Origin of the sequence: Pseudomonas sp. s4, from assembly GCF_046764235.1 — a bacterium.
Taxonomy (GTDB): domain Bacteria; phylum Pseudomonadota; class Gammaproteobacteria; order Pseudomonadales; family Pseudomonadaceae; genus Aquipseudomonas; species Aquipseudomonas asiatica.
Genome location: NZ_CP177209.1, coordinates 1,478,512 through 1,499,238 on the forward strand (window position 1 = coordinate 1,478,512; position 20,727 = coordinate 1,499,238).

The following is a 20,727-nucleotide window of genomic DNA, read 5'->3' on the forward strand; positions in this document are numbered from 1 at the left end:
CGCGGGCACGCCCGCGAAGAGGCCGGAACAGGCAATATACATAACCAGACCCAGCAATGCGGTAAGCTTGAGCCCATGAACCTCGACACCCGCATCAAGTACCGCCACCTGCTGTGCTTCCTGGAGATTGCCCGGCAGGGCAGCCTGGCCAGGGCTGCCGACATCCTGGCAATCAGCCAGCCAGCCATCTCCAAGACCCTTAAGGAACTCGAAGACCTGCTGGAAACGCGCCTGTTCGCGCGCAGCCGCCAGGGCGTCGAGCTGACCCCGGCCGGCACGCGTTTCATGCGCTACGCCGGGCCCAGCGTGCAGGCCCTGCGCGATGGCGTCAGCAGCCTGCGTGGCGAGGCGCGGGCGCCGTCGCAGGTGCGCATCGGTGTGCTGTCCACGGTCGAAGGCCTGCTCATGCCCGAAGTGCTGTGCCGCCTGCACCAGCGGCATGAGGCGCTGGTGATCAGTGTGGTCACCGGGGTCAGCGCGCAGCTGCTCGGCCAGTTGCGCCTCGGCGAACTGGAACTGGTGGTCGGGCGCATGACCGACAGCCCGCAGATTCAGGGCCTGTCGTTCGAGCACCTGTACAGCGAGTCGATGAGCCTGGTGGTGCGGCCAGGCCACCCGCTGCTGGCCAGCAAGCCATTAGAGCGCGGGGAGGTTGGACATTACCCGCTGGTGCTGCCGCCAGCCGGCACCACCATCCGCCAGCATGCCGACAGCCTGTTCGTGCAATGTGGCATCCAGATGCCCGCCCAGCGCCTGGAAACCCTGTCGCTGGCGCTGAGCCGGCGCTACCTGTTGGGCAGCGATGCAGTGTGGGTGGCGCCGCGCGATGCGGTGCTGCTCGACCTGCGCCGGGGCGAGCTGGTCGAGCTCGACCTGGGTGTGCGCGAGCCGGGCGGCTCGGTCGGCATCTGTCGCAATGCTGCCTTGCCGCAGAGCCTGCCCGGTCAGTGGGTATGCGAGGTGTTGCGTGAGATGGCGGAGCAGTATCGGCAGGGGAGTTATCCCTGAGGGCGTTCACCAAGACCGGCTTGGTAGGAAATAGCTGCTATCACAGCGTTGGCACCTTTCTGGTTGTCTCGGAATATTCGTCCGGCGACCAACAACCGTTGGCTATCGGGCACGAAGGCAACAGAGGCCTCGATAGTCGGGCGGAAACCATCCATGTAGGGGGTTACACCCAGCTCTCCAAAGCCATCCGGAAAGACGAATCGGGTGTCCAGGTTACCTTCAAGGGCGTAGCACACCGCTCGGTTGTGGCTGTAGAAACTACCGTATCCCATGAGACGACCGTTGACCTCGTGCATGTAATGCCAGCCACCCGGCGTGTCGAACCGTACAGGTTTGCCGCCGTTGAATTCTGCCAGCGGCTTGCCATCGGCACTCAGGCGCAGAAGCTCGGGGTACATTGTTACGTAATCATCGCTATGGCCACCGGGCAGGGTGATTACCATCGCCGGCTCATGGATGGACAGACCGTAGTGATACGTCCCGTCCTGGGCTTTGAAGACGCCTTGATCTGCGAACCCGGTGTCGAGTACCCCGACATCGTTGAAGCTGGCCAGCAGGGAAAAGTCGTGTTCAGAATCGACCGCGACTATGGTTACAAGGACGTTTTGGCCAAATGCGGCCAGTGCGAATCCGGCTCCCGTGGAAAGCGGATACTTCAACGCTGCGTCGAGATCGACAAAGCCGTCGCTACCAAAACCACGTTTCAACTCCCCCTTATCATCGAGCGCGATGAGGAAAGGCCTGCCGTCCTTCGTGGCAATCAACTTGTATCCGTGCGCATGCGAGGTCAACTGCAAGATAGCGCCAGCACCGAGCATCAACTCTTCGCTGTCAATGTAGCCCTTGCTCGCAAAACCCTGATCCAGGCTACCATCAGCATCGAATCGCCACAGGCGCATGGTGAAGCTATTACCGGTGGACAGCCTGCCAAGGCAAAGAAGCTTTTTGTTGTCTGGATCCTCGACCAATTGCGTTGGCGTGAAAGTCTGGTTGGAGAGGTAGTCGTTGAAGCTGGCGAAGGGGGACTCGGCTATTCCTTTTTCGTCCAGCTGCCGGATAAAGCTGCCATTGTAGTCGTCAGCCGCCCGGTATCTATATGTGGCAGCATAGTAAAGCCGCGAATTGATATGGCTCGCGCAAATGTCGGCGCAAACCGAACCGTGCAGGGGGTCATGGCTCTCTACGTGGCTGTAGCCGCCTTCTCCGTAACTCACATCCACAGGCGCCGGCTGCAATGCATCGGTGATACGTGCTGCTGAAGGTGGCATTGGCATTGGCATTGGCATTCTGGTTTTGAGTTCACTGTTCATGTCCATCGAACCTCACTGGTTTTGACGTATGGGCATATCTCGCCCGGGGTTCGATTAGGCTCCGTGCAGTGGAGAGGCACCACTGGCAGAAATGACAGGTACTTCAAGCGGCTCGTGCACGTAACGGAGGAAAAAACCTGCTTTCAGGTCAATACTGGCCAGTGGCTGCACATCCTTTGATGAATAAGCGTTTAACTACTGAACTTCCTTACCAAAACCCGCTCCTATGCCGGTAGCCATTGGTCATGGCCGCCTGCTAAGCTCGCGGCTTTACCCTGATTGCCCTTTTGGCGCATGAACAAGGAAATAGCATGAAACAGCATCGTTTGGCGGCTGCGGTTGCCCTGGTAGGCCTGGTACTGGCTGGCTGTGATCAACAGACCAGCAGCCCCGAGCTGAAGACTCCGGCACAGAAAGCCTCCTACGGTATCGGCCTGAACATGGGCAAGAGCCTGGCTCAGGAAGGCATGGAAGACCTTGATTCGAAAGCAGTAGCCCTCGGCATCGAAGACGCCGTTGGCAAGAAGGAACAGCGCATCAAGGACGAAGAGCTGGTAGAAGCCTTCACTGCGCTGCAGAAGCGTGCCGAAGAGCGCCTGGCCAAGGCCAGCGAAGAAGCCGCCTCCGCCGGCAAGAAATTCCTCGAGGAAAACGCCAAGAAGCCAGGCGTGGTCACCACTGCCTCGGGCCTGCAGTACGAAGTGGTCAAGAAGGCCGATGGCCCGCAGCCCAAGGCGACTGATGTGGTCACCGTCCACTACGAAGGCAAGCTGATCGATGGCAAGGTGTTCGACAGCTCCGTCGAGCGCGGCAGCCCGATCGACCTGCCGGTCAGCGGCGTGATCCCGGGTTGGGTCGAAGGCCTGCAGCTGATGCACGTCGGCGAGAAGTACAAGCTGTTCATCCCGGCTGAACTGGCTTACGGCGCACAAAGCCCAAGCCCGCTGATTCCGGCCAACTCGGTTCTGGTGTTCGACCTGGAACTGATCGCCATCAAGGATCCGGCCCAGTTGCAGGGCGCCGAGCCGGAAGCGGAAGCTCCTGCTGAAGCCCCGGCCGAAGCGCCTGCCAAGTAACACTGGCTGGCTCACGCAAAACGCCCCGTCCTGACGGGGCGTTTTCGTTTGTGCCGGGTAGTTGGACGAACCTGCAACTGCTGATACTGTCCGAGGAAATGCAGCGTGAAGAAGCAGTATGCTTCTGACGCAAATCGTTTGCGGCGTACGCACCCACGGTGTGAAACGACTGTGTAAAAAACGCCCGATCTGACCGAGGCCCTTGCCTGGCAGGCACCTGGGGTCAGAAACATCGCCCTGTTCACAAGGTTATCCACAATAAATGTGGATAACCTTTTCCTCTGGAGGCTCCATGAGCGCACCCTGGAATTTTGCCCGTTTCCTGCCGTTGGCCGAGCGCCTGCTCAGCCGCGGCCGGTTGCCCGCCTTGCTGTTCGCGGTAGCTCGCAAAGGTCCGCGCATCGGCCAGCTGCGTGAAGACGTGAAGCTGCTGCAGTCGCTGTGCCTGGCCTGGTGGCGCGGCGAGTACCGTGCCATCAGCCCCAAGGCGCTGGTCACCATCGTCGCCGGGCTGCTGTATTTCGTCAGCCCCATCGACGCCATCCCCGACTGGCTGCTGGGCGTGGGTTTCCTTGATGACATCGCGGTGCTGGGCTGGGTACTGAAGACCGTGGCTGACGAACTGGCGCGCTTCAAGGCCTGGCGCGACAGCCAGGCGCCCGAACGGCTGCGCGTGGTCGAGCGGCTGCCGGCCACCCCCGAAGCGCTGCGGTTGGAACGCAACACGCAGTGAAACTGGCCGCAACCGCAGCGCAACTGCACAGACCCCAGAGTTGGTAATATAATTGGCATAAGGGTTATGCCTACGGATTACATGCTGTAATCCTTTTTAAAGGGGTTTGTAATGGGTATTCAGGTCATCAGCCGGGACGGTCAACCCGAGTACGCCGTCGTTCCCTGGGAACAGTACCAGGCACTGCTCAAGGCCGCTGGGCAGGCACCAGCCGAGGTAGTTGCCAGTGAAGCGCAGGGCGATGTAGCCAGTGCGCCATTGCCGGCCTTCAGCGAAGTGGCACAGATTCGCCAGGCAAAGGGCATTGCCCCTGAGCAGTTGGCGCGCAATGTCGGGGTAAGCCCGGCATACCTGGCCATGATCGAATCAGGTGAACGCCAGCCGGATGCTGCTATCCGCCGTGCTCTGGCCTGGCATCTGGGGGTGGCTGGCTGGAGCGAACCGTCATGAGCCAGGTCAGGATCAGCCGTCAGCACTGGGATAACCTGCTGGGCGAGCTTGACCTGGCCCGTCGTCAACGTCACTTGCTGACCTATCGAGCGCTGATCGAGCGCTTGCAGTTGCCCAGCCCGGCCATGCAGACGCTGACGGCCGCGCTGGAGTATCTGGCGGTGCTGGATGCCCGCGCCGAGCAGCCATTGCGCAGCTCGCTGGTGATCAGTCAGGGTGCCAGCCGTTTGCCGCGTACCGGGTTTTTTGAGTGCGTTGAACGGTTGGGCCGATTTTCCGGGCCGGTCGACGGCATGGAAGCGGCCTCATGGCATGCCTCCGAGGTGGTCAGGGTGTTCGAGTACAGCTACCCCGAAACGGCCTGAAGCGTTACCTGTCCCGGCCTCTTCGCGGGTAAACCCGCTCCGACAGGGATAGCGCCGACCTGTAGGAGCAGCCTTGTGCTGCGAAAGCGCCGGTATGTGTAATGCGCTCTTCGCAGCACAAGGCTGCTCCTACAAGGTACTGCACAAGGTTCAAGATGTGTGGTGAGCCTGTGGGAGCCGGCTTGCCGGCGATAGGGCCGGAACAGGCAGTGCATCCCTGTGAATCAATCCGCAAGCCCTGCCATCGGCATCCACCACCTCCAATACCTCCAGGTGCCGGTGTCGGCCAAACAACTCCAGCAACTGCCCAATCGTCGCATTGAGCCGCACCGTCGGCTGTCCGGCCTGCGGAACGTTCATCAGCGCCGGTAGTGGCCGGCTTTCGCGCACCCCCAGCTCCTGCGGCCGCCCCAGCAGATAGCCCTGCACCAGGTCCACCCCCATTTCTACCAGCACCGCCAGCTCCTCCGCCATCTCGATGCCTTCGGCAATTACCTGCGCCTTCGACGCTCGGGCAATCTGCAATATCGAACCGACAAATTCACGCTTGAGCGGGTCGCGGTGGATGCCATCGATGAAGTGGCGATCGATTTTCACATATTCGGGGCGCAGCTCCGACCACAGGCGCAGGCTTGAATAACCCGCTCCCAGATCGTCGATGGCAATCGAGAAGCCCATGTCCCGGTAGTGGTGCAGGGCGTTGGACAGCAGCTGGAAGTCGTCAGTCGGGGTGTGTTCGGTCAGCTCGATTACCACCCGGCTAGGCGGCAGGCCGACCTGTCCGAGCAGTTTCAGGGTCTGCCCGGACGGGTAGTGCGGCTCGAGCAGCGATTCTGGCGAGATGTTGAGAAACAGTTTGCCCTGCAACTGCTGTTCGCTGAAACGCCGGCAGGCGCTTTCCCGGCAGGCAGCCTCCAGTTCGGTTAGGCGGCCGGCCTGGCGGGCGATGGTAAACAGGTTCAGCGGTGCGTGCAGCGGGCTGTTGGACGGCCCGCGACTTAACGCCTCATGTCCGAAAACCCGTTGCTCGCTCAGGCACATGATCGGCTGGAACAGACTGTGGATGCTGCGTTGAGCCAGGATGGCACTCAAGGCACTGAGCTGTTCGGCGACGGTCATGGCGTATTCCTGAAAATGAAAGGGCCGGGCGATTCCACGCCCGGCCCCTCTATTTCACGACAGCGCGATGACTGTTTGATGACAAGTAGAGCTAATTTGCCATCATTGCCACAGTCTTACTTCTTGGCCACCTTGGTGCTTGCACTCAGGTAGTCGATAAGGATGCGGCCGGTTTCCGACAGGTAGGCATCGTCTTCCGGTTTGGTGTTTTCATCCTCGGTCGGCAGCGCGTCCTCGTCCTCTTTCTTCAGCTCCTTCAGCGGCTCTTCACCCTTGGCCTTGCGGCGGATGTTCTCCAGTGCCAGCTGCTTGGCCTCGATTGCATCGTGGCGTGCACGACGGTCCTGCTCGTTGAGGCTGACGGTCTTTTCGTTCATCAGCTTCTGGGTCAGGGCCAGGCGGTCGCGGATGTAGGTGAACTCTGCATCCTTGTCGCTGCGCGCTTCATGCTGTGCCTTGAGTTGGGCCAGGAACGGCTTGAACGGGTCGGCCGCCGGCTTGACCACCGGGCGAATGGTGTCCCACGGCATGGCCTCGGGCAGGGCGCTCTCGCCGATCTCCTTGGTATCGATGATCGACGGGTAGTCGATGTCCGGCAGCACGCCCTGATGCTGGGTGCTCTGCCCGGAAACCCGGTAGAACTTGGCCAGGGTAAGCTTCAGCTCGCCATGGTTGAGTGGCTGGATGGTCTGCACGGTGCCTTTGCCGAAGGTCTGGCCGCCGATGATCAGCGCACGGTGGTAGTCCTGCATGGCACCGGCGAAGATCTCCGAAGCCGAGGCCGACAGGCGGTTGACCAGCAGTGCCAATGGGCCCTTGTAGAAGGCACCGGGGTTTTCGTCTTCCAGCACGTCGACACGGCCGTCGCTGTTGCGCACCAGCACGGTTGGGCCTTTCTCGATGAACAGGCTGGTCAGCTCGGTGGCTTCCTGCAGCGAGCCGCCGCCGTTGTTGCGCAGGTCGATGACCACGCCGTCGACTTTTTCTTTCTGCAACTCGGTCAGCAGCTTCTTCACGTCACGCGTGGTGCTCTTGTACTCCGGGTCACCGGCGCGATAGGCCTTGAAGTCGAGGTAGAAGGCCGGGATCTCGATGATGCCCAGCTTGTAGTCACGCCCGTCCTGCTTGAGCTTGAGCACCGACTTCTTCGCTGCCTGCTCCTCGAGCTTCACCGCCTCGCGGGTGATCGACACGATCTTGCTGGTCTGGTCGCTAGGCGCGTTGCTGGCAGGAATGATCTCCAGGCGCACCACCGAGCCTTTCGGGCCGCGGATCAGCTTGACCACTTCGTCCAGGCGCCAGCCGACCACGTCGACCATCTCCTTGTTGCCCTGGGCCACACCGATGATCTTGTCGGCCGGTGCCACCTGCTTGGTCTTGGCCGCCGGGCCTGCCGGCACCAGACGCACGATCTTGACCTGGTCGTTGTCGCTTTGCAGCACTGCGCCGATGCCTTCCAGCGACAGGCTCATGTTGATATCGAAGTTTTCCGCATTGTCCGGCGACAGGTAGTTGGTGTGCGGGTCGTAGGACTGGGCGAAGGTATTGATGTAGGCCTGGAAGATGTCCTCGGCACGGGTCTGGTCCAGGCGCGACAGTTGGTTCTTGTAGCGCTTGGTCAGGGTTTCCTGGATCTGCTTGGGTTCCTTGCCGGCGATCTTCTGGCGTAGCACTTCGTCCTTGACGCGTTTGCGCCACAAATCGTCGAGCTCGGCCTGGTCCTTCATCCACGGGGCGTCCTTGCGGTCGATCAGCAAGGTTTCCTTGACGTTGAAGTCGATCTTGTCCACGCCCTTGTTCAGCTCGGCCAGGGCAAAGTCCAGACGTTGCTTGACGCGGTCCAGATAGCGTTTGTAGATGGTGAAGCCCGGGTCCAGGTTACCGCTCTTGAGGAAATCGTCGAATTGCGTTTTCCATTTGTCGAATTCGGCGATGTCGGCAGCGGTGAAGTAGCTGCGCGCCGGGTCCAGCAGCTTGATGTAGCTGTCATAGATGATGACCGAACGGGCGTCGTCCAGCGGCGGCTTGCTGTAGTGGTGGCGCTTGAGCAATTCCACCACGTTGAGGCTGGCGACGATCTCGTCGCGGTCCGGCTGCAGGCTGTCCCATTTGTTGGCGGCCGCCGCATTGCCGCCGAGCGTGAGGCTGCCCAGGCCGATCATCAGCGCCAGGGCGGTGCTTGGGAGGAAATGCTTCATGCTGATTCGACGTGGAGACAATTGATCACGCATAGTAGGCCGTCTTTTCTGTTCACCGGTTGCAAAAAACCGGATGCATACTGCAAAAAGCCTGGGGACTTGGCGTTCCCAGGCTCGGTCATATGATTCAACTATGGAGGCACTGTGAAGGCATTGCAAGGCGTTGACGGACATGTGGCTTGGGTTGAGGCCGAGCGCCCGGCCTGCGACGCGGGTCAAGTGCGCATTCGCGTGGCTGCTGCGGGGCTGAACCGCGCCGATCTGCTGCAGATGAAAGGTTTGTACCCACCACCGCCAGGCGCCAGCCCGTACATGGGCCTGGAGTGCGCCGGGGTGATCGAGGAAGTGGGGGCCGGTGCCGGCTGGCGGGTGGGTGACCGGGTGTGTGCGCTGCTGGCCAGCGGCGCCATGGCCGAGGAAGTGGTGGTGGATGCCCGCCACGTGCTACCGGTGCCCGAAGGCCTGAGCCTGCACGAAGCGGCGGCGTTGCCGGAGGTATATGCCACTGCTTGGCTGAACATCTTCCAGCTGGGTGGCGTGAAAGCTGGCGAGAAGGTGCTGGTGCACGCTGGCGCCAGTGGCGTTGGCTCGGCCGCCATCCAGCTGTGCAAGGCGTTCGGCAGCCCGGTATGGGTCAGCGTCGGTTCCCAGGACCGCCTGGCCTACTGCGAGGCGCTGGGCGCCGCCGGTGGTGTGGTACGTAACGAAAACCTGGAAGCACTGGAAGGTTTCGGCCCGTTCGACGTGATTCTCGACCCGGTGGGCGCCAGCTACGGCGAGCTCAACCTCAAGTTGCTGGCGCGTGACGGGCGCTGGGTGATCATCGGCCTGATGGGCGGGCGCAAGTTCGAGCTGGACCTGGCACAGGTACTGGGCAAGCGCCTGGAGATTACCGGTTCCACGCTGCGTAACCGCGATGACGGCTTCAAGGCCGAACTGCTGCGCGAGTTGCAGCAGCAGGTGTGGCCGCTGTTTGCCGAAGGGCGCCTGTCGCCGCAGTTGGTGGACACCTACCCGGTGGAGTTTGCCCAGGCGGCGTATGCCGAGCTTGAGACCAACCAGGTGTCGGGCAAGCTGGTGATGGTGATCGACCCAGGCCTGGCTTGAGATTGCCGGGGCTGCTTTGCAGCCCATCGCGACACAAGGCCGCTCCTACAAGGGAAAGCGATTTCCTGTAGGAGCGGCCTTGTGTCGCGAAAGGGGCGCAAAGCGCCCCCATGGCCCTCAAGTCCAGCTCAGAATCGGCCAGCCATTGATCTCGGCATGCTCCCGCAACACCGCATCCGGGTTCACCACATGCGGATGATCCACCTTCAGCAACAGCGGCAAATCGTTGCGCGAGTCGGAATAGAAAGTCGCCCCTTCCAGGTTCTCCTGCTCCTGGTCCAGCCATTCCAGCAACCGCGTGATCTTCCCTTCGCGATAGGTCAGCACCCCGTGGGTCTTGCCGGTATAAACCCCGTTCACCGCCTCCAGTTCGATCGCCAGGTATTCGTCCACCCCCAGCCGCGCCGCAATCGGCCCGACCAGGTGCGTACCCGACGCCGAAATGATCAGGATGCGATCCCCGCGCTTGCGGTGCTCGGCAATGCAGCGGCAGGCGTCGCCGTAGATGATTGGCTCGATCACCTCTTCGACCCACGGTGCTACAAGGTGCTCGACCTCTTCCAGGGTGCGCCCGGCAATCGGCTCCAGGCTGAAGGCCATGTAGTCCTCCATCCGCAGGTGGCCCTTGCCATAGGCTTCCATCAACTCATGGTCGCGGCGCAGGAAGGCTTTGCCGTCGACCCAGCCCAGCCGGGCCATCTGCTCGCTCCACAGTGAGGCGCAGTCGCCGTGGATCAGGGTTTCGTCCAGATCGAAAATTGCCAGTGCCATGGTGTTGATTCTCCTTAGGCCACTTCCCGTAGCGCCGTGGGGTCGATCGACAAGCTTACCCGTTGCCCGTCCGCGTGCAGGTCGGACGGTGAGCGGTTGAGTACGTCGACCACCAGTTCCACCTCGCGCACCCGCACCCGGTAGCGGATCACGTTGCCCAGCAGGCTGTGGCTGCGCACTTCGGCGTCCAGTTCACCGTTGTTGCCCAGGGTGATCGACTCGGGGCGAATCGCCAGGCGGCTGGTCACCGGGCGCTGCAGCAGGCGGCTGGCGCTGTCGGCGTCGAGCAGGTTGTAGTTGCCGATGAAGCCGGCGGCAAACAGGTCCACCGGCGCGGTGTACAGGGTTTCGGCATCGCCGCTCTGGACGATGCGCCCCTGGTTCATCAGGAAGATGCGGTCGGACATGGTCAGCGCCTCTTCCTGGTCGTGGGTGACGAAGATGGTGGTCAGCCCCAGCTCGCGCTGGATGGCGCGGATCTGCTCGCGCAGGTGCTTGCGGATGCGCGCATCCAGCGCTGACAACGGTTCGTCGAGCAGCAGCAGGCGCGGGCGGGTGACCAGCGAGCGGGCCAGGGCAACGCGCTGGCACTGGCCGCCGGACAACTGGTGCGGGTAGCGCCCGGCGAAGTTGCCCAGTTCCACCAGTTCCAGCGCCTCGCGCACCCGGGCCTGGCTTTCGTCGGCCTTGACCTTCTGCATGCGCAGGCCGAAGGCGACGTTCTGCTCCACGGTCATGTTGGGGAATAGCGCATAGCTTTGAAACACCATGCCGATGCCACGCTTTTGCGGGCTCAGCGGTACGATGTCATGGCCGTCGAGCAGGATCTGCCCGCTGTCCACCGGGGTCAGCCCGGCGATGCAGCGCAGCAGCGTGGACTTGCCGCAACCGGACGGGCCAAGCAGGGTGACGAACTCACCGCGTTCGATATGGCAGTCGATGTTCTCGAACACCGGGCTGCCGGCGTAGCTTTTTTGCAGTTTCTGTACGCTGACGAAGCTCATGTCAGGTCTTGTCCTTGTTCAGGCGGTTGGCGACCCAGGTCAGTACCAGCACGAAGGCGAAGTACGAGATCACCAGCGCGCTGTTGAAGTGGCCGCTGCTGTTGCGCATGTTGTTCAGGTACACCTGCAGGGTCTCGTAGCGGGTGCCGACCAGCAGGTTGGCGAACACGAACTCGCCGAACAGGAACGAGAACGACAGTAGCAGTGCCACCATCAGGCCCTTGCGCAGGTTCGGCAGCACCACCAGCAGCGCCGCCTGCCAGGTGCTGGCGCCCAGCAGCTGGGCGGCGTCCATCAGGTCGCGCAGGTTGATCGCCTGCAGGTTGTTGGTAATGGCCCGGTACATGAACGGCAAGGCGATGGTGAAATAGCAGCCGATCAGAATCCACGGTGTACCGACCATGGCCATGGGCCCGCTGCCATACAGCTGCAACAGCCCCACCGACGACACCACCGGCGGCACCGCGAACGGCAGCAGGATGAGGATGTTCATCAGCGCATCGAGCCTCGGGAAGTGGTAGTGCACCACGAACAGCAGCGGCAGGATCAGTACCACCGACAGCAGCAGCGCGCCCACGCACACCAGCAGCGACTGGCCGAAGGCGGCCAGGAAGCGCGGCTCACTCCACAGCGCGATGTACCACTTGAAGGTCAGGCCGCTGGGCAGCAGGCTGGCCGACCAGCTGGTGGCCAGCGAGTAGAGCAGGGTGCCGGCCAGCGGCAGCAGCAGGATGAGGAACAGCAGGTAGACCACGGCGCGGTGGTACCAGCCGCCGGAACGGGCGTCAGCGCGCATGGTAGCTCCTTTTCAGCAGCCATTGGTGCACCACCGTGACCAGCGTCATCAGCCCCACCAGTACCATCGCCAGGGCGCTGGCCAGGTTGGGATCGAGGCTGATGTCACCTGCCACCAGGCCGGCGATGCGGATCGGCAGTACGTTGAAGTTGCCGGTTGTCAGCGCGTACACGGTGGCGTAGGCACCGAGGGCGTTGGCCAACAGGATGACGAAAGTGCCCAGCAGTGCCGGGGTCAGCACCGGCAGGCCGATGTGCCGCCAGAATTGCCAGTGGCTGGCACCCAGCAGTGCGGCCGACTCGCGCCAGTCTTCGCGCAGTGCGTCGAACGCGGGGTACAGCAGCAACACGCCAAGCGGGATCTGGAAGTAGGTGTACACCAGGATCAGCCCGCTCTTGGAATAGATGCTGAAGTCCTCCAGCAGGCCGACCTGCTTCAGCAGCAGGGTCAGCGCGCCGTTGAAACCGAGCAGGATGATGAAGGCGAAGGCCAGCGGCACCCCGGCGAAGTTGCTGGTCATGTTGGCGAAGGCGCTGACGAAGTCGCGCAGCTTCGAGTCCACCTGGCGCAGCGAGTAGGCGCCCAGGGTGGCGATGACGATGCCGAACAGGCTTGACCAGAAGCTGATTTCCAGGCTGCGTTGCAGGGCCTGCAGGTAGAACTTCGAGGCGAATACCTTGCTGAAGTTGTCCACGCCCCAACCCGCTTCCGATTGCAGGCTGTTGATCGCCACCCAGGCCAGCGGGGCGATCTGAAAGATGACGAAGAACACGGCGAACGGTAGCAGGCAGAGCAGGGCCAGGTAGCGGCCACGGGTGTTGCTGCTCTTGGGTGTGGTCACTTCAGCAGCTCCCGGCAGACGGTCTTGTCATGCGGCGCGCCGAGCAGCTCGCAGATGGTCCCGCACAACTCGGTCTGCAGCGGTTTGGCCGCAGGATCGAGGCTGAAGGCATCGCCGAAGACGAACAGCGGCACTTCGCGCTCCTCGGTCAGCAGGCCATTGTGCGAGCGGTCGTTGTTCATGCCGTGGTCGGCGGTAACCAGTACCTGGTAGCCCTCTTCGAGCCAGCCTGGCAGGTAGTCTGCCAGCAGGATGTCGGCGCTGCGTGCGGCGTTGCGGTACTGGCTGCTGTCCAGACCGTGGTGGTGGCCGACATCGTCGATGCTCATCGGGTGCACCAGCAGGAAATTGGGGGCGTGGCGGCGGCGCAGGTATTCGCCATCGGCCAGCAGGTGCGAATCGGGGTAACGGTCGTCCCAGTAGAACAGCCCGTGCTGGATCGGCAGCTTCGGTGCGTGGGTATGGCGGTCGCGCTGCGGGTCGAATGGCGAGCGGTTGTACAGCTCGCTCATCCAGTGATAGGCCGCAGCCGCAGTGCCCAGGTTGGCCTCGCGGGCGTAGTGGAACACGCTGCGCTGGTTGGACAGACGGTTGACGTTGTTGTGCACGATGCCGCTGTCGATCGGCGGTACACCGGTGAGGATGCACTCGTACAGCGGCCGCGACAGCGACGGCAGTTCGCATTCCACGCGGTACAGCGCGGCACGGTCGGCCTCGACGTAGGCGTGCAGGTGGCCCATGGCGTGATGCGCGACCTGGTAGTTGAGGCCGTCGAGCAGGACCAGGATGACGTTGTGTTGCATGGTGGCTCCAGTCATAAACCGCGTTGGCTTCTTCGCGGGCTCGCCCGCTCCCACAGGTCTACCACAGGATTCAAACCCAGTGGGGTACCTGTGGGAGCTGGCTTGCCGGCGATGAGGCCAGTCCAGGCGCTACAGAAGATAGCCCCTTATTCCATCTCGATGATCACCTGCTCCTGCCACATCTGCGGCAGTTTCTTCGAGCTCGCCTCCCAGGCTTCGGCATTCTTGATCGGCTGCGCAGCCTTGTACTGTTCGTTGGGCAGCAACTTGGCCTGCACATCGTCCGGCAGCTTCAGGTGCTCGGCACGGATCGGCCGCGCATGCCCTTTGGCCAGGTTGATCTGCCCGGCATCGCTGAAGATGTATTCACGTGTCAGCTTGGCCGCATTCGGGTGCTTGGCGTACTTGTTGATGATGGTGGTATAGCCGGAGATCACCGAGCCATCCGACGGGATCAGCACTTCGAAACGCTTGGGGTCGATCTGTTCACGGTAGCTCAGGCCGTTGAAGTCCCACACCACGCCCACTTCCACCTCGCCCTTCTCCAGGGTCTGGATGGTCGGGTTTGCCAGCGACAGGCGCTTCTGCTGGGCCAGCTTGGTGAACAGTTGCAGGCCCGGTGCCAGGTTGGTCTCGTCACCCTTGTAGGCGATAGCCGCTGCCAGCACGCCGTTGGCGGCCTGGGCGGCGGTGCCGACGTCACCGATGGCAACCTTGTACTTGCCTTTTTCCAGGTCGTGCCAGGTCGTTGGCCGCTCGCCTTCCTTGACCAGGTCCTTGTTGATGATGAAGGCGATGGTGCCGGTATAGGCCAGCGCCCAGTGGCCGTCCTTGTCCTTGGCCCAGGTCGGCACCTGGTCCCAGGTGCTCGGCTTGTACGGTTGGCTCACGCCCTTGCTCACGGCGATCGGGCCGAAGGCGGCACCCACGTCGCCGATGTCGGCGCTGGCGTTGTCCTTCTCGGCTTCGAACTTGGCGATTTCCTGGGCCGAGCTCATGTCGGTGTCGCTGTGCTTCAGGCCGTACTTGCTGGCCAGGTCTTCCCAGGTGCCTTTCCAGTTGGCCCAGGCATCGGGCATGCCCACGCTGTTGACGTTGCCTTCCTTGCGGGCGGCGTCTTCCAGGGCCTTGAGGTCGGTATCGGCGGCCATGGCCGTGGTACACAGGGCGATGGCCGAACCGAGCAGTGACGCCATGAACAACTTTTTCATCCGAAGCTCCTTGGTGGGTGCCTTTAGCGATGGTTGTTATGAGTGAAGCCGTTGTCTGGTGACCGTTGGTCTAGGTCAGCAAACCTTGAGCCAAGGTAGGCTGCTTGCGTGACAGTTTGATGTAGGGAAGGGCCGGTGAAGGCCCTGAAGCTACAGCGTAGACCACGGAACCGCCCCGGTTCTGCTGGCTTGGCGCGTTTCTGGCAGTGTTTGGCCAAAGCCTTGTCACAGGATGTTCATCAGCCCTGCCTAGGCTTGCACTATTCTCCAAGTGCCCTGTTCTGGGGCTGGACTAGTCCAGATAGGTAACCTTTGATGCAGCCGATGCCACCGCGTGCGGTAACAGCCATCTGTCACGCCCTGCAGGAACAGATAGAGCACGGCCTGCTGGCGCCGGGCGGCAAGCTGCCGGCCGAGCGCAAGCTCAGCGAGGTGTTCGATACCACGCGCATTACCCTGCGTGAGGCGCTGGTGCAGCTGGAAGCCCAGGGGCTGATCTACCGCGAAGAGCGTCGCGGCTGGTTCGTCGCGCCCGAGCGGCTGACCTACGACCTGATCGAGCGCAGCCACTTCCATGCCATGGTCCGCGACCAGGGGCGGGTGCCCAGTACCGAACTCTTGTCGGCTCGGCTGCAGCCGGCGTCGGCGGCCATCTGTGCGCGCTTGCAACTGCCGGCGTTGTCCAGCGTGGTACGTATCTGCCGGTTGCGGCGGATCGATGGGCGGGCGGTGCTGTATGCCGAGCACTACCTCAACCCCCGGTACTTCCCGGAGATTCTCGAACAGGACCTGGCCCAGTCGCTGACCGAGATTTATGGGCGGGTGTACGGTATCCAGTATGGGCAGGTGTGCTTCGAGATCTTGCCGACGGCGTTGCCGGTGGAGGCGGCCAGTGCCTTGAAGGTGTCGGCGGGAAGCCCCGGGTTGCATATCACCCGGGTCAACAGTGACCAGCATGGGCACCTGATCGACTGCGACCTGGAGTATTGGCGGCATGATGCCATCCGCATCCGCGCCCAGGCGGGTTGACCATGGTTTTTTGGGGCTGCTTTGCAGCCCATCGCGACACAAGGCCGCTCCTACAGGGAAACGCGTACTCCTGTAGGAGCGGCCTTGTGTCGCGATGGGGCGCGAAGCGGCCCTAGTTCGATACGGCGTTGCCATCTGCCATCGTGCCACCAGCCGCCGTGACCACCTGCACCGACAATCGCGGCGTCGCCAGGTCCAGCCCCGCCTCATCCAACTGCCGCTTCAACGCCAGGTTGAACGCCCGCGAAACCTCCCACTGCTTGATAGGCGCAGTCTTGAACCGCGCCCGCAAGATCGCCGACCCCGACTCGAAGCTCTCCACCCCCTGCAGCTCCAGCGGCGACCAGATGTTGCGGCGCATCAGCGGGTCGTTGCGCAGCTTCTGCCCCACTTCGCGAATCAGCGTGATGGCCTGGTCGATGTTCATGCTGTGCGGGATCGCCACGCGGAAGATCGCGTAGCCGAACTCGCGCGAGTAGTTCTTGATGCTCTTGATCTCGCTGAACGGGATGGTATGCACGATGCCGTCGATGTCACGCAGGCGCACGGTACGGATGGTCAGCCCCTCCACCGTGCCCAGGTGGCCGCCCACATCCACGTAGTCGTCGATGGCCAGCGAGTCCTCGATGATGATGAACAACCCGGTGATCAGGTCGGCCACCAGCGACTGGGCACCAAAGCCGATGGCCAGGCCGATCACACCGGCACCAGCCAGCAGCGGGGTGACGTTCATGCCCATGTTGGCCAGGGCGACAATCACCGCGATGATGAAGATGACCACGAACATCACATTGCGGATCAACGGCATCATGGTTTGCGCACGGGCGTTGGCCAGGCCCCTGCGCGAACGCACCAGGGCGTGGTGCACGGCGGTGTCGGCAAGGATCCACACCAGCCAGGCGACGATCAGCGTGCCGGCCAGGCCCAGCAGGCGCACGCTTATGTCGTGACCGTCGCCTTCGGCGAAGCTGATCATCGACAGGCCCCACACACGCAGCCCCAGTTCGATGAACACCAGCCAGATGAACAGGTGCACCAGCAGGTAGCCGAAGTTGCGCAGGCGTTCGGCGTACACCGCCTGGCGCTTGCTGGCGCGCTTGGGGTTGGCGGCGTGGCGGCGCACCAGGCCGTTGAGCACCATGCACACCACCACCAGCACCGTGCACATCAGCGACTGGCGCAGGGCGGTGCTGGTGTCGCCGGCCGAGATAAAGGTAGCGAACAGCGAAATCGCCACCAGGATCAGTGCCGGCACGAACCAGAAGCTGCCGAGGATCTCGATGGTGTCACTGAGGGTGCGCCGGGTCAGGCGCCGTGACAGCGGCTGGTTGCGGATCAGGTGGGCGATCGGGCGACGGAAGCGCAGGATGAACAGCCCGGTGCACAGCGCCGCGATCACGTTGGCCAGGGTGGCCAGGGCGTGGGCCAGGTGGGTACCGAGGGCGACCATCAGGCGCGGGTCGCTCATCGCTTCGCCAAACGCGGCGAAACTGCCGATCAGCCACAGCGGGCGGAAGGCCTGGTGGCGCAGGATGTACAGGGCGCGGTGGCGGTGGGGGCCGTCGAGCAGCGAGAAGGCAATCACGCAGATGGCCGAGAAACAGGTGCCGACCACCAGTGCGTAGGCCAGCACCATGGCCAGTGACTTGCCCAGCGACGGCGGCAGCACGAAGCTCAGGTAAACGGTGAACACCAGCGCCACCAGCCACGGGCCCAGCTTGCGCAGGGCAAAGCGCACCAGGTCCCAGGTGCGCGGGTGCTGCGGCAGTTCCTCGCTCAGGCCAAAACGCAGGCGTACCCGATGCCCGACCCAGTTGAAGGCGTAGGCCAGCACGCTCCAGACGGCGATGACGGCGGCAAAGCCAAACAGAATGGCCGGCCACTGGTGCACCGGCACCATCAACTCGGTCAGTTCGGCCTGGGCCTGTTCGATTTCCGCGGCCCAGCGATGGAACGGGCTGGCATCGCCGCTGAACTGCTTTTCGAAGTCATGCAGGGCGCCGCCGATCAGGCCGAGCACGCCCTGTTCGACGGTGGGTTGCGATTGCCTGGTGGCGTCGCGCAGCTTTTTCAGGTCGGCCAGGAGTTTGGCCCGCTGCTGGTCGTTTTCCAGGTTCTTGATCACCTCGTCCAGCGACTTGCCCAGCGGTTCGCTGGCTTCTGGCTGCGCGGGCGCGCTGCCACCCAGCAGGCCTGGCAGGCCCGCAGCCTGTAACGGGGTGACAAACAGGAACAGCAGCAGGAACAGGCAACGCAGGAGAGCAGGCACTGGCAAAACTACCTCAGGTCAAACGATTGACCGAGTGTAGAGGTTCACGACGGCAGTTGCTCCAGGATTTTCCAGCAGGTGAGGCCGAAGATACCCAGTGTGCCGACCCACATCATCACAACGCCGATATTGCGCTCGCGCAGGCTGAAACCGATGGTCAGCAGCAACAGGAACAGAAACACCGGCACGAACAGGGACAGGAACGGGGACATGGACAGCAATCCTTTTGCAGTGGGGCCATGTAACAAGCATAGCGGGTGGTAGACGAAGCGGGATTGACCTTGAGCAGGCCCGGCCTCTTCGCGGGCATGCCCGCTCCCACAGGTACTGCACAGTCCTTGAATGCTGTGATGATCCTGTGGGAGCGGGCGAGCCCGCGAAGAGGCCGGGCCTGGCTACATCAAAGCATCAAGGCAACTCGCGGCAACGGTAGAACGCGCTCAGCACCTTCACCAGGTGCGCCAGGTCATGGCTGCCGCACAGTTCGCGAATCGAATGCATGGCAAAGGTCGGCAAGCCGATATCCACCGTACGCACGCCCAGGTGGCTGGCGGCAATCGGCCCGATGGTCGAACCACAGCCCATGTCGCTGCGTACCACGAAGCTCTGCACCGGCACTTCCTCGGCCATGCACAGGTGACGGAAGAACCCGGCGGTTTCGCTGTTGGTAGCGTAGCGCTGGTTGTTGTTCACCTTGATTACCGGCCCGGCGTTGAGCTTGGGCCCGTGGTTGCCGTCGTGCTTGTCGGCGTAGTTGGGGTGCACGCCGTGGGCGTTGTCGGCCGACACCATCAGCGAGCGCTGGATGGTGCGCACGTAGGCGTCGCCATCCGGCAGCAGGCGTTGCAGGGTCTGCTCCAGCATCGGCCCGTCGGCGCCACAGGCCGAGCAGCTGCCGACTTCTTCATGGTCGTTGCACACCAGTACGCAGGTCTCGTCGCTGTCGGCGGCCAGCAGTGCCTGCAGGCCGGCATAGCACGACAACAGGTTGTCCAGGCGCGCGCCGGCGATGAAGTCGCCGTTCAGGCCGACCAGCGCGGCGTTTTGGGTGTCGTAGAAGCTCAGCTCGTAATCCAGCACCACGTCGGCGATCAGCTCGTGCTCGCGGGCCAGTTGCTCGGTGAGCAGGGCGCGGAAGTCGATGCGCTCGTCACCCGCCACCTGGGCCAGGATCGGCGGCAGCTCGTTCTGCGCGTTGATGGTCCAGCCTTCGTTGGCGGTGCGGTTGAGATGGATTGCCAGGTTGGGGATGACTGCGATCGGCAGCTTGAAGTCGATCAGCTGGCTTTCGACCTTGCCGTCACGGCGATATGTGACCCGGCCGGCCAGCGACAGGTCGCGGTCGAACCATGGCGCCAGCAGGGCGCCGCCATACACTTCGACGCCCAGCTGCAGGAAGCCCTGGCGCTGCAGCTCGGGCTGCGGCTTGACCCGCAGGCACGGGCTGTCGGTGTGGGCGCCGACCATGCGGATACCGTTCAGCAACGGTGCCTGCTTGCCCAGCTTGATGGCGATGATCGACGAGTCGTTACGGGTGACGTAGTAGCGGCCGCCAGGTACCGTGGCCCAGCTGTCGCGCTCGTCCAGGCGCTGGTAGCCGGCAGCTTCCAGGCGCTGGGCCAGGCTGGCGGTGGCATGGAAGGGCGTGGGGGAGGCCTTGAGGAAGTCGATAAGGCCAGAATTCAGTGCGTCGCGCATAGCTCACTCCAGACAGCAGTGGCGCGAGTTTAGCGTATTAGGTCGACAAATTGTGTCTGCCTCTTCGCGGGCTCGCCCGCTCCCACAGGGATCGCAAAAAACTTGACAGCTGTGCGGTCCCTGTGGGAGCGGCTTCAGCCGCGAAGAGGCCGGTACAGCCACTCACAAATCAGAAAGGCGCAGGGCACTCGAACTTCAACCGCTCCCCGGACACCGGGTGGGTAAAGCTCAGCATCGAGGCATGCAGGCACAACCGCTCATGGGCAGCCAGTGCTTCGGGGTTGGCATACAGCCGGTCGCCCAGCAGCGGGTGCCCGATCGACAGCATGTGCACGCGCAACTGGTGCGAACGCCCGGTAATCGGTGTCAGCTCTACCCGGCAGTAATCACCGCAGCGCTCGACGATGCGCCAGAAGGTCAGCGCATGCTTGCCCTGCTCGTGGTCCACCACATGCCGTGGCTTGGTCGGCGGGTCGTAGCGCAGCGGCAGGTCGATGCTGCCGCTGTCCAGCGCCGGCTGGCCCCAGCACAGCGCGGTGTAGGCCTTTTCGGTTTCGCGGTCGTGGAACTGGCGCGACAGCTCACGATGGCTGTCGGCATCCCGGGCCAGCAGGATGATGCCGGAAGTTTCCCAGTCCAGGCGGTGCACGATCAGCGCGTCGGGGTAGCCGTTTTCCTGCAGGCGAGTGATCAGGCAGTCCTTGTTGTCCTCGGCGCGGCCGGGTACCGACAGCAGCAGGGTCGGTTTGTTGATCACCAGGATGGCGGCGTCTTCGTGCAGGATCTGGATGTTGGACAGCGGCATTGCTTGGTCTCGGTTATATCGGGGAAAACACTGGGGCCGCTTTGCGGCCCATCGCCGGCAAGCCAGCTCCCACAGGTACAGCGCGAACCCTGTGGGAGCTGGCTTGCCGGCGATGGGCTGCAAAGCAGCCCCAA

At 62.9% G+C, this 20,727-nt stretch carries 20 protein-coding genes; 7 read left to right on the forward strand and 13 right to left on the reverse strand.

Going from position 1 to position 20,727, the window contains the following annotated elements; translation table 11 throughout:
- Nucleotides 1–75 precede the first annotated feature (75 nt).
- A complete protein-coding gene (gene pcaQ, locus ACK56M_RS06955; RefSeq protein WP_015269268.1) occupies nucleotides 76–1,008 on the forward strand; it encodes a pca operon transcription factor PcaQ in 933 nt (310 codons plus the stop codon).
- Here the strand turns inward: pcaQ and ACK56M_RS06960 are convergent.
- Complete coding sequence (locus ACK56M_RS06960; protein ID WP_137108969.1) at nucleotides 999–2,318, reverse strand: hypothetical protein; 1,320 nt, start codon at nucleotides 2,316–2,318, stop codon at nucleotides 999–1,001. The genes pcaQ and ACK56M_RS06960 overlap by 10 nt on opposite strands.
- A 311-nt stretch (nucleotides 2,319–2,629) precedes the next feature.
- Between ACK56M_RS06960 and ACK56M_RS06965 the strand changes: the two genes are divergently transcribed.
- From ACK56M_RS06965 to ACK56M_RS06980, 4 genes are all read left to right on the forward strand, one after another.
- Nucleotides 2,630–3,394 carry an FKBP-type peptidyl-prolyl cis-trans isomerase gene (locus ACK56M_RS06965; protein ID WP_003257347.1) on the forward strand — a complete coding sequence of 255 codons (765 nt, stop codon included), beginning with the start codon at nucleotides 2,630–2,632 and terminating at the stop codon, nucleotides 3,392–3,394.
- Between the two features lie 292 nt (nucleotides 3,395–3,686).
- Nucleotides 3,687–4,127 (forward strand): YkvA family protein, encoded by a 441-nt coding sequence (locus ACK56M_RS06970; protein WP_015269270.1) that lies wholly within the window; start codon nucleotides 3,687–3,689, stop codon nucleotides 4,125–4,127.
- Between the two features lie 111 nt (nucleotides 4,128–4,238).
- Nucleotides 4,239–4,577, forward strand: a complete 339-nt coding sequence (locus ACK56M_RS06975) for a helix-turn-helix domain-containing protein (RefSeq protein ID WP_015269271.1) — start codon at nucleotides 4,239–4,241, stop codon at nucleotides 4,575–4,577.
- Nucleotides 4,574–4,942, forward strand: coding sequence for a hypothetical protein (locus ACK56M_RS06980; RefSeq protein WP_013971408.1), 369 nt, complete (start codon nucleotides 4,574–4,576; stop codon nucleotides 4,940–4,942). The genes ACK56M_RS06975 and ACK56M_RS06980 overlap by 4 nt, the downstream gene beginning before the upstream one ends.
- A 150-nt stretch (nucleotides 4,943–5,092) precedes the next feature.
- On the opposite strand, the gene ACK56M_RS06985 is transcribed toward ACK56M_RS06980, so the two are convergent.
- Together ACK56M_RS06985 and ACK56M_RS06990 are read right to left on the reverse strand one after the other, a co-directional pair.
- Nucleotides 5,093–6,061, reverse strand: coding sequence for an EAL domain-containing protein (locus tag ACK56M_RS06985; protein ID WP_061303092.1), 969 nt, complete (start codon nucleotides 6,059–6,061; stop codon nucleotides 5,093–5,095).
- Between the two features lie 116 nt (nucleotides 6,062–6,177).
- A complete protein-coding gene (locus ACK56M_RS06990) occupies nucleotides 6,178–8,259 on the reverse strand; it encodes a carboxy terminal-processing peptidase (RefSeq protein WP_167506582.1) in 2,082 nt (693 codons plus the stop codon).
- A 144-nt stretch (nucleotides 8,260–8,403) separates the two neighbouring features.
- Between ACK56M_RS06990 and ACK56M_RS06995 the strand changes: the two genes are divergently transcribed.
- Entirely contained in the window at nucleotides 8,404–9,366 is a 963-nt protein-coding gene (locus tag ACK56M_RS06995; protein ID WP_100413204.1) for an NAD(P)H-quinone oxidoreductase, read from the forward strand.
- Nucleotides 9,367–9,483: 117 nt separating this feature from the next.
- Here the strand turns inward: ACK56M_RS06995 and ACK56M_RS07000 are convergent, their stop codons facing one another.
- From ACK56M_RS07000 to ACK56M_RS07025, 6 genes are all read right to left on the reverse strand, one after another.
- Nucleotides 9,484–10,137 carry an HAD family hydrolase gene (locus tag ACK56M_RS07000; RefSeq protein ID WP_015269274.1) on the reverse strand — a complete coding sequence of 218 codons (654 nt, stop codon included), beginning with the start codon at nucleotides 10,135–10,137 and terminating at the stop codon, nucleotides 9,484–9,486.
- Between the two features lie 14 nt (nucleotides 10,138–10,151).
- A complete protein-coding gene (locus ACK56M_RS07005; RefSeq protein WP_015269275.1) occupies nucleotides 10,152–11,141 on the reverse strand; it encodes an ABC transporter ATP-binding protein in 990 nt (329 codons plus the stop codon).
- A gap of 1 nt (nucleotide 11,142) precedes the next feature.
- Entirely contained in the window at nucleotides 11,143–11,937 is a 795-nt protein-coding gene (locus ACK56M_RS07010; protein ID WP_013971414.1) for an ABC transporter permease, read from the reverse strand.
- Nucleotides 11,927–12,778 carry an ABC transporter permease gene (locus tag ACK56M_RS07015; RefSeq protein ID WP_039614575.1) on the reverse strand — a complete coding sequence of 284 codons (852 nt, stop codon included), beginning with the start codon at nucleotides 12,776–12,778 and terminating at the stop codon, nucleotides 11,927–11,929. The genes ACK56M_RS07010 and ACK56M_RS07015 overlap by 11 nt, the downstream gene beginning before the upstream one ends.
- Nucleotides 12,775–13,581 carry an alkaline phosphatase family protein gene (locus ACK56M_RS07020; protein WP_013971416.1) on the reverse strand — a complete coding sequence of 269 codons (807 nt, stop codon included), beginning with the start codon at nucleotides 13,579–13,581 and terminating at the stop codon, nucleotides 12,775–12,777. Before ACK56M_RS07020 ends, ACK56M_RS07015 begins: the two co-directional genes overlap by 4 nt.
- Before the next feature lie 146 nt (nucleotides 13,582–13,727).
- Nucleotides 13,728–14,792: an ABC transporter substrate-binding protein gene (locus ACK56M_RS07025; RefSeq protein ID WP_024086428.1), complete on the reverse strand. Its 1,065-nt coding sequence runs from the start codon at nucleotides 14,790–14,792 to the stop codon at nucleotides 13,728–13,730.
- 315 nt (nucleotides 14,793–15,107) lie between these two features.
- Between ACK56M_RS07025 and phnR the strand changes: the two genes are divergently transcribed.
- A complete protein-coding gene (phnR, locus tag ACK56M_RS07030) occupies nucleotides 15,108–15,821 on the forward strand; it encodes a phosphonate utilization transcriptional regulator PhnR (RefSeq protein WP_054573875.1) in 714 nt (237 codons plus the stop codon).
- A gap of 112 nt (nucleotides 15,822–15,933) precedes the next feature.
- Here phnR and ACK56M_RS07035 read toward each other — a convergent pair whose 3' ends face one another.
- From ACK56M_RS07035 to ACK56M_RS07050, 4 genes are all read right to left on the reverse strand, one after another.
- Nucleotides 15,934–18,090, reverse strand: coding sequence for a mechanosensitive ion channel family protein (locus ACK56M_RS07035; protein ID WP_015269279.1), 2,157 nt, complete (start codon nucleotides 18,088–18,090; stop codon nucleotides 15,934–15,936).
- 44 nt (nucleotides 18,091–18,134) lie between these two features.
- Nucleotides 18,135–18,302 carry a hypothetical protein gene (locus tag ACK56M_RS07040; RefSeq protein ID WP_003260099.1) on the reverse strand — a complete coding sequence of 56 codons (168 nt, stop codon included), beginning with the start codon at nucleotides 18,300–18,302 and terminating at the stop codon, nucleotides 18,135–18,137.
- A gap of 196 nt (nucleotides 18,303–18,498) precedes the next feature.
- Nucleotides 18,499–19,788, reverse strand: coding sequence for a M18 family aminopeptidase (locus ACK56M_RS07045; protein WP_015269280.1), 1,290 nt, complete (start codon nucleotides 19,786–19,788; stop codon nucleotides 18,499–18,501).
- A 169-nt stretch (nucleotides 19,789–19,957) separates the two neighbouring features.
- The gene (locus ACK56M_RS07050) at nucleotides 19,958–20,593 is read right to left on the reverse strand and encodes an RluA family pseudouridine synthase (RefSeq protein ID WP_011532730.1); all 636 of its coding nucleotides are present in this window, start codon (nucleotides 20,591–20,593) and stop codon (nucleotides 19,958–19,960) included.
- Nucleotides 20,594–20,727 lie beyond the last annotated feature (134 nt).

Coding starts and splice junctions, on each gene's coding strand:
- ACK56M_RS07050 (WP_011532730.1), bottom strand. CDS start 20,593: ATGCCGCTGTCCAACATCCAGATCCTGCACGAAGACGCCGCCATCCTG.
- ACK56M_RS06970 (WP_015269270.1), top strand. CDS start 3,687: ATGAGCGCACCCTGGAATTTTGCCCGTTTCCTGCCGTTGGCCGAGCGC.
- pcaQ (WP_015269268.1), top strand. CDS start 76: ATGAACCTCGACACCCGCATCAAGTACCGCCACCTGCTGTGCTTCCTG.
- ACK56M_RS06980 (WP_013971408.1), top strand. CDS start 4,574: ATGAGCCAGGTCAGGATCAGCCGTCAGCACTGGGATAACCTGCTGGGC.
- ACK56M_RS06960 (WP_137108969.1), bottom strand. CDS start 2,318: ATGAACAGTGAACTCAAAACCAGAATGCCAATGCCAATGCCAATGCCA.
- ACK56M_RS07005 (WP_015269275.1), bottom strand. CDS start 11,141: ATGAGCTTCGTCAGCGTACAGAAACTGCAAAAAAGCTACGCCGGCAGC.
- ACK56M_RS07010 (WP_013971414.1), bottom strand. CDS start 11,937: ATGCGCGCTGACGCCCGTTCCGGCGGCTGGTACCACCGCGCCGTGGTC.
- ACK56M_RS07020 (WP_013971416.1), bottom strand. CDS start 13,581: ATGCAACACAACGTCATCCTGGTCCTGCTCGACGGCCTCAACTACCAG.
- ACK56M_RS07025 (WP_024086428.1), bottom strand. CDS start 14,792: ATGAAAAAGTTGTTCATGGCGTCACTGCTCGGTTCGGCCATCGCCCTG.
- ACK56M_RS06965 (WP_003257347.1), top strand. CDS start 2,630: ATGAAACAGCATCGTTTGGCGGCTGCGGTTGCCCTGGTAGGCCTGGTA.
- ACK56M_RS07045 (WP_015269280.1), bottom strand. CDS start 19,788: ATGCGCGACGCACTGAATTCTGGCCTTATCGACTTCCTCAAGGCCTCC.
- ACK56M_RS06990 (WP_167506582.1), bottom strand. CDS start 8,259: ATGAAGCATTTCCTCCCAAGCACCGCCCTGGCGCTGATGATCGGCCTG.
- ACK56M_RS06985 (WP_061303092.1), bottom strand. CDS start 6,061: ATGACCGTCGCCGAACAGCTCAGTGCCTTGAGTGCCATCCTGGCTCAA.
- phnR (WP_054573875.1), top strand. CDS start 15,108: ATGCAGCCGATGCCACCGCGTGCGGTAACAGCCATCTGTCACGCCCTG.
- ACK56M_RS07040 (WP_003260099.1), bottom strand. CDS start 18,302: ATGTCCCCGTTCCTGTCCCTGTTCGTGCCGGTGTTTCTGTTCCTGTTG.
- ACK56M_RS06975 (WP_015269271.1), top strand. CDS start 4,239: ATGGGTATTCAGGTCATCAGCCGGGACGGTCAACCCGAGTACGCCGTC.
- ACK56M_RS07000 (WP_015269274.1), bottom strand. CDS start 10,137: ATGGCACTGGCAATTTTCGATCTGGACGAAACCCTGATCCACGGCGAC.